Source organism: Saccharopolyspora sp. NPDC000995 (assembly GCF_053599315.1).
In genome coordinates this window covers 1-6,997 of sequence record NZ_JBSFLZ010000202.1, presented here as the reverse complement: position 1 = coordinate 6,997, position 6,997 = coordinate 1, and the positions used below count along the sequence as shown (strand labels likewise).

General features: G+C 64.5%; 5 protein-coding genes and 2 pseudogenes. 4 read left to right on the top strand and 3 right to left on the bottom strand.

Going from position 1 to position 6,997, the window contains the following annotated elements; genetic code table 11:
• Positions 1–308, top strand: a 308-nt coding sequence (locus tag ACWDKQ_RS34345; protein ID WP_450142928.1) for a response regulator transcription factor, incomplete at its 5' end; no start/stop codon positions are given.
• A gap of 537 nt (positions 309–845) precedes the next feature.
• Here the strand turns inward: ACWDKQ_RS34345 and ACWDKQ_RS34340 are convergent.
• The 3 genes and pseudogenes from ACWDKQ_RS34340 to ACWDKQ_RS34330 form a co-directional block, all read right to left on the bottom strand.
• Entirely contained in the window at positions 846–3,260 is a 2,415-nt protein-coding gene (locus ACWDKQ_RS34340; RefSeq protein ID WP_450142927.1) for an ATP-binding protein, read from the bottom strand.
• A 209-nt stretch (positions 3,261–3,469) separates the two neighbouring features.
• Positions 3,470–3,609: pseudogene (locus tag ACWDKQ_RS34335) on the bottom strand (IS701 family transposase); the annotation flags it as partial.
• Between the two features lie 184 nt (positions 3,610–3,793).
• A pseudogene (locus ACWDKQ_RS34330) lies at positions 3,794–3,953 on the bottom strand (IS701 family transposase); the annotation flags it as partial.
• Positions 3,954–4,217: 264 nt separating this feature from the next.
• Here ACWDKQ_RS34330 and ACWDKQ_RS34325 point away from each other — a divergent pair.
• Genes ACWDKQ_RS34325 through ACWDKQ_RS34315 form a run of 3 tightly spaced genes read left to right on the top strand, consistent with a single transcriptional unit; the run spans position 4,218 to position 6,997 of the window.
• Positions 4,218–4,910 carry a FadR/GntR family transcriptional regulator gene (locus tag ACWDKQ_RS34325; RefSeq protein WP_450142926.1) on the top strand — a complete coding sequence of 231 codons (693 nt, stop codon included), beginning with the start codon at positions 4,218–4,220 and terminating at the stop codon, positions 4,908–4,910.
• Entirely contained in the window at positions 4,907–6,157 is a 1,251-nt protein-coding gene (locus tag ACWDKQ_RS34320; RefSeq protein WP_450142925.1) for a CynX/NimT family MFS transporter, read from the top strand. The genes ACWDKQ_RS34325 and ACWDKQ_RS34320 overlap by 4 nt, the downstream gene beginning before the upstream one ends.
• A gap of 27 nt (positions 6,158–6,184) precedes the next feature.
• On the top strand, positions 6,185–6,997 hold the full coding sequence (locus tag ACWDKQ_RS34315) for a MarR family winged helix-turn-helix transcriptional regulator (RefSeq protein ID WP_450142924.1): 813 nt from the start codon (positions 6,185–6,187) through the stop codon (positions 6,995–6,997).

Genomic DNA, 6,997 nt, shown 5'->3' with positions numbered 1-6,997 from the left:
CTGCGTTTGATGCTGCTTATGAACAGGGCGCGCAGTTGACTATTCGTCATGCCGTTGCTGAGGCCCTCGGTGAGAAAACGAAGCCGTCCACAACGACCTCTGCCCCTGCCGCGTCCGCGGAGCCATCGCTCACTCGCCGTGAACGCGAAACTGCCATGCTCGTTGCCAAAGGCATGTCCAACAAAGGTATCGCACAACAACTCGTCATTTCAACGCGCACTGTCGAGAGCCATGTCGAGCATATTCTGGTCAAACTCGGCTTCAACACCCGCACCCAAATCGCCACCTGGATGAGGCAAAAATTCTAGTCTCTCGCCTCCTCGCCTCCTCGCCTCCTCTCGTCTCCCGGCCTCGATCTTTCGTGATCTTGACCGGTCGCTCTCGGTGGCCGTGTTTTTGAAAATCGGCCGAGCAAATCGAGTTGGAGAAGCTTCGCCACCAGAACGAGAAATTGAAAGGCGGCTTGGCGAAGACCCGGATGGCATTGGACGACATCATGGGAAAACGCGCGCGCTCTTGGAAGGTCCTCCCGAGAGCGCGGAGAACGACGAGCCGCCGACGACATCATGACCACCGCGTTCTCCGACCTGCGTGCCGCCCAGATTTCGGTGCAGAAATCGTGCGTGCTGCCCGGGATTTCTCGGGCGACGCACTAATTTAGGCACGTCAACCCGAAACGTGTGACGCACGCATGGCCCCTTGACCGCCTCGGAAGCCACCGCCAAAGGCTTTGACCGGTGCCGAACGGGCGCAGGTGACCGACCTGCTCAACAGTCCTGTCTCATTTGACTTGACAACTACTGCGGCACTCCCCGCGGCCCACACACGTTGTTGTTTTCTGGCGCTTACTGCGCGGGGCCTTGCTGGAGAGTCATCCAGGTTGCGATTTGGGTGCGGGAGGTGAAGCCGAGCTTGGTGAGTATGTGTTCGACGTGGGCTTCGGCGGTGCGCTGGGAGATAACGAGCTTTGCGGCGATGTCCTTGTTACTCAGGCCGTCGCGGACGAGTCCAGCGATTTCGTATTCCCGCCTGGTCAGCAGTGGTGTCTCCGGTCTGCTTTGGCGGGCCGGGGGGCTTCCGGCCTGGGAGGCGGCAGTGGTCGTGTCGCTGTCAGATCTCTCCACGCCGCGACTGAATGCGGTGTTGAACGCGGTGTCACCGAGTGCGCGGCGCGTGCGGTCGAGACAGCGAGTGTGGCGTTCGGAGACGGAAGTATAGGCGTGCGGAGAAGCGCCGATGTCATGCCACAGCCGATCGGCGGTACCGAAGAGTTCCGCAGCCTGGAGGTGATCACCGCGCTGCTCGGCGATCCACGCGAGGGCGTCGGTGGTGAAAGCCATTCCCTGCTGGTTTTCCAGACGGTGCTGAAGGTCTAGTGCCTCGCGGGCGGCGGCCTCGGCGTGGTCCAGCCAGCCGTGGTCGACCTCGATGTGGGCCACGGCCCACAGCGCCCAGGAACGCCAGTACATATCACCAAGCTGCTTGGTCATGGACAAGCATTCCTGGAGCACTTCGAGCCCGCGGTCGCGCTGGTTGTTGAGTCCAAAGGTCCAGCCGAGGGAGAACAGGGTAGCCAGTTCGTCGCGCAGTACTCCGGCCGCGCGGAAACTTGCGAGTGCGTCGGTGAGCTGAGCTGCAGCGGTGTCGAGTTGGCCGGTGAATAGCGAGGCCATTCCCGCGAGGTAGGTCAGGTGGGGCTTTTCTGTGGGGATGGCGGCTTGTGTTGTGAGCTCTGCGGCTTGTGCTAGTAGCTTCTGGGCTTGTTCGGCATCGCCTTGGAGCATCGCGAAGAAGCTGCACATCCGGAGCCCGGGCACACGCTCGGCTGCGTCCCTGGGTGCGGTGTTCAAGGTGCGGTGGAGCCAGTGCCGCAGTTCGGTGTGCATCCCGCGAATGTCCCAGTAGTCGTCGAGCGCGGTGGCCATGCGCAATCCCGCCGGTGCTTCACTGGACTGGGAGGCACAGTAGTCCAGCGCGACTCGCAGGTTTGGGTGTTCGGTGCGCAGCCTGCTGATCCATTCCGCCTGATACGGCCCGATCCACTCGGTGTTGAACCGGGCAGCCAGGCGCGCGTACCAGTCGCGGTGACGCCGCCGCACTCGGTCGAGATCTCCCGCCTCGGTCAGGTGCTGCTCACCGTATTCCCGCGTGATCTGCAGCAAGCGGAAGCGCGCACCAACGTGGTTCTCGCGGAGGAAAATCGATTTGTCTACCAACGCCGCCACGATGTCGAGCATGTCATCGCGGTCGATGCCGTTCCCGCTGATGACGTATTCGGCTGCGTCGAGATCGAAGCTTCCCGCGAACACCGCCGCACGGGCCCAGACCGTGCGCTCCTGCTCGGTACACAGGTCGTAACTCCAGTCGATCAGCGATGTCAGCGTGCGCTGGCGATCGGAGGTGCCGCGGATGCCTTGTGAGCCCAGCAGCCGGGAGCGCTCGGTCAGCCCTTGCAAGATCTGTTCCAGGCTGAGTGCCCGCATTCGCACAGCAGCAAGTTCGAGGGCCAGCGGAATACCGTCGAGGCTGTGGCAAATCCGGGCGACGGTCTGGCAGTTATCGCTGGTGATGGCGAATTGAGGGTTGACCGCTGTGGCGCGTTCGGCGAACAAGCGCACCGATTCGTAGTGGGCGATCGAGCCCGGCGAGGAGGACACCTCCTCCGGCTCAGGCACGGGCAGCGCGGCAACGGGGAAGGCATGCGCGCCCAGCAGCCCCAGGGACTGCCGGCTGGTCGCCAGCACCCGCAACGCACCGCAAGCGTGCAGCACGGCGGTGATGAACTGGGCGCACTCGTCGACAAGATGCTCGCAGTTATCCAGCACGAGCAACGCGGGCTCAGTGCCTATGTACTCGCTGATCGTCTCGATGGGAGCGCGGGCCGACTGGACATGCAGCCCCAGTGCTGCCGCGACCGTGACCCCTAACAGTTCAGGCTCGCGCAATTCAGCAAGCCCGACGAACCACACCCTGCCCTGAAAGACCCGCTGCACGTCGGCCGCCACACGCACCGCCAGGCGAGTCTTGCCCACGCCGCCGGGCCCGGTGAGCGTGACTACCCGGCCCGCCGTCAGCAGCCGCCTTATCTCTGCACGCTCCCGCCGACGGCCCAGGAAACTGGTCAGATCAACAGGAAGAGTTCCCCCGCGCACCCGGCCGACGGTACTTGTGACTCCCACCACATCACCATAGCTCCAGGAGAACCGCCGCTCCCTCAGGAACTGTAATTTCTTTGACTCTGTCCCTGGCTGCGTGATCAACTTTGTTGGTCTGTCACCGGTCCTGATCGGTGCTCGTGATCATGGTCGGGAGCCCCTGATTCATCAATCCCGAACCACGATCCTGGCCCGGCTCTTCGGCAGTTGTCCCTAGTAAGGCTTTGTTAGATGGTCATGGTGGTTCTTGGTGGCAGGTGGGGCATCGGCCTGTCCAGGTGGCTAGCGTGGTGTTTGGGGGATCTTGTAGAGGGTCAGGCCGCCGCAGGTGCTTTTGGGCTTGTCAAACGGAGTTCGGCGAGGAAGAGGTGTGCTGCGGAGACGAGCGGCGCCAGCCGGTGAAGGAACGGCCTTCGAATTGGGTGCGGCCGAGGCCGGTTTTGAGTTCGCGGTAGACCCTTCTGGTTAATTTCGGCGCGGCGTTGGGGCTGTTTGGGAAGGTGCGGGCGTGAAGCGAACGGAGCTTCCGTTCGTGTCGTCTATCGAGGCGAACAGGCCGTCCACCACACCCCGGTTGGCGAGGCAGAACCGGACCACTCCCGCGGTGAAACCAGCCCCTCGCGGAATTAACCAGCAGGGTCGCGGTAGTCGTGGTCGATGCGCCAGCGGATCTTGGCCAGGCGCACCAACTTCTTGATGGGCGCGTCGGCGGGCAGGTTGGAGATCCAGTAGTCGCGTGGGTTCGGGCTCGTGAGGTGGCCATTCGGCTACCAGCCAGCATTCCGGCAGGCTGCCGTCGGCATAACCTCACGTGCAGGAAGCGCAGTACCTGGTCGAGCGGTGCCGTGAAGTAGGTGGAGACCGGAAGCATCCATTCCGGGTTTTGCGATAGCTGCTCCAGCAGCGTCACGACCAACGGGTCGTAGCGAGGGTTGCCCCTCTGCGCAAATCCGTGCTGGTGCTGTTGCAGGTTGGCCTCGACTGCCGAGAAGGCGGGGTCGAGGTCGTCGTGCGGGCGGGGCCGTTGTGTACAGATGTCAGACATTCGGTTAGGATTGCGTTATGAATGATCTTCGTGCGCCGCGCCGTGTCGCGAGCCTGGCGGCGCAACTGGTGGACACCCTCCGCGAGCAGATCGCGTCCGGTGCTTGGCCCGTGGGGATGCGGATCCCGCCCGAACACGAGCTGGTCAAACAGCTCAATGTCGGGCGCACGACGGTGCGTGAGGCGCTCGCCGCGCTGGTGCACCTGGGTCTGTTGGAGGCCCGCAAGGGTGACGGCACGTATGTCCGGACATCGAGCGAAATGCACTCGGTGCTGATGAGACGTGCCAGTTCCTCGAGACGGAGGGATGTGCTTGAACTGCGTGCGGTGCTGGAGGAGTACGCCTCTGGCCTGGCCGCGTCACGGCGCACCGAAGACGACCTTGCTCGCCTGTGGAACCTGCTTGACGAGGCGGAGGCGATCGCGGACTCGCCAGAGATCGGCGCCATTGTAGAGGTCGACGCCCGCTTCCACCGGGAGGTGGTGAGCGCCGGCGGCAACCCCCTGCTCACCGAGGTCTACGACGTCCTGAGCGTCGCGGTCACCGAACAGATCGGCGGCACGCTCTGGCCCAGTGCGACGGCCGCCGAGCACACCCTTTTGCACAGGCGGCTCGTCGAGGCGATCGCTGCCGAAGACGAAGTCGGCGCACGCCACTGCGCCACCGAGATCGTGAAGCTTACCGAGGCCGGAACGGAGCGATCAGAGTGACCGCCTCCAGGAATCCCCGCGTCGAGGCTAGCAAGGTCCACGTGGCCGCGACCGCCACCAAACCTGTTGCCACGCCTACTCATTCGGTCGGCATCGTGATCGCGGTTCTACTGGTGGCGGCGAATCTGCGCGCGACGTTGACGGGTGTGGGCACGCTGTTGTCTGCCATCGAACGTGACACCGGGTTGTCCGCGGCGGCGGGTGGTGTGCTGAGCACCCTGCCGTTGCTCATGTTCGCCGTGACCTCACCGTTCGTCGGGCGCGTCTCCCACCGATTCGGCACCATTCGTCTCCTGGTGGTCGCCCTCGCGGTGCTGGCGGCGGGCACCGTGATCCGGTCTTTGCCGTCGATCGTGTCTCTGTTCGCCGGGACGGCCATCCTCTCGGCGGCGATCGCGGTGGGAAACGTCCTGCTGCCCACGGTGATTCGTATCCACGTGCCCGCCCCGCAGGTGCACACGATCAGCGCCTTGTACGTCACCGCGATGGGTTTGGTGGCGGCTGTGTCGTCGGGAATCTCGGTCCCACTCGCCAACGCCCTGCCCGGGAGCTGGCATTCCGCCTTGGCCTGGGGACTGGTGGTGGCGCTCGGCGCGCTCGCAGGGTGGCTGCCCCGGCTGCGCGAGGCCCGGGCGGACGGCGGCGTGCGGTCCACCGGGACGCATGCTCGGATTCCGTGGCGGTCCTGGCTGGCGTGGCAGGTGGCCTTCTACATGGGCCTGCAGTCCCTCGCCTTCTATACCTCCATCGCGTGGCTGCCCAGCGTCCTCGCCGAGCAGGGCATGAGCACCACGGCCGCCGGCTGGATGTTGTTCTACTACCAGCTCGTCGCGCTGGTCACGGGCCTCGTGCTGCCACTGCTCACCCGAGGCCGTCACGACCAGCGCTTCGCTGCTGCTACCGCGTCCGTGATCGTTGCCGCCGGTTTCGCGATTTTGCTTGTCCTGCCAGCACTTGCGATCGTGTCGTGCACTCTTCTCGGGTTGGGCACGGGTGTCTGTCTCGTGCTCGCTCTGAGCTTCCAGAGCCAGCGCGCCACGGGTCCCAGTGAAACAACAGCGCTGGCGGGAATGGCGCAGTCCGTCGGCTATCTAGTTGCCGCTGCTGGGCCCCTGGTGCTGGGGGTCCTTCATGACGCCACCGGCAGCTGGACCGGGGCCCTTCTCCTTCTGATTGTCTTGAGCCTGGTCATGGCCGCTGCTGGCTACGGCGCCGGACGCGACCGCCACGTCCGGGCCCGTGACTGAACCTGCGCCGAAACCAGAAGAACCGCAATGCGTACAGAAATGCGTGACAGGGATGCCGGCCGCGCTGCCGCCGCTGGCGACATCGAGATCGCTGCTCGGTTGACGCGCCAGCTGGTGATGCTGGAGTCGCTGGTCAGGCGAGCGAAGCCGGGCCGTTCCGAGGTGGCACTCAAGTCCGCGTGGTTACCGCTGCTCATGAAGCTCGCCGAGGAGGGCCCGCAGCGTGCGGGGAAGACCGCCGCATCGCTGTGCATGAGCCCGTCGACGATCAGCCGGCAGGTCGCCGTGCTGGTCCGGTCCGGGCTCATCGAGCGCCGGGCCGATCCCGGCGATGGTCGTGCCAGTCTGCTCGCCGCGACCGCCACCGGCCGCCGAATGCTCGACGCCGAGCGCAGGCGCAGGGCCGCTCAATACATCGACGCCCTCGCCGGCTGGCCTCCCGAAGCTCGTGGTCGATTCGCAGACCTGCTCGGCTACTTCGTCGGCGATCTTCAGCGCACAAGGAAGGAAAAGCACCATGTTGCTCGAACGACATTCCGCATCCGTGCCGCCTTGGCGCCGGAAAGTGCGCTGGTTCCTCGCGGAGCTCGTGGAGTTCCTGGCCTCGGTGGGGTACACGATGGCCGGCGTTTGCCCGCCACCTCCATGGTCGCCGGACGACACCCTCCCGCAACCACAAAAGGAGCGGTAACAAGGGGACTCTCCAACGCGGGGGCGGCACGATTGTGCTGCCCCTGCGTTTGCCCGTTTACCTGGTGTGTTTTTTGTTTCCGGTCCAGGCTTTGTCTCGTAGTATGTATTTCTGGATTTTTCCGGTGGAGGTCTTCGGTAGTTCGGTGA

Bases quoted from the DNA above. Each gene is read 5' to 3' on its own strand.
- ACWDKQ_RS34325 (WP_450142926.1), top strand. From the start codon at position 4,218: ATGAATGATCTTCGTGCGCCGCGCCGTGTCGCGAGCCTGGCGGCGCAA.
- ACWDKQ_RS34315 (WP_450142924.1), top strand. From the start codon at position 6,185: ATGCGTACAGAAATGCGTGACAGGGATGCCGGCCGCGCTGCCGCCGCT.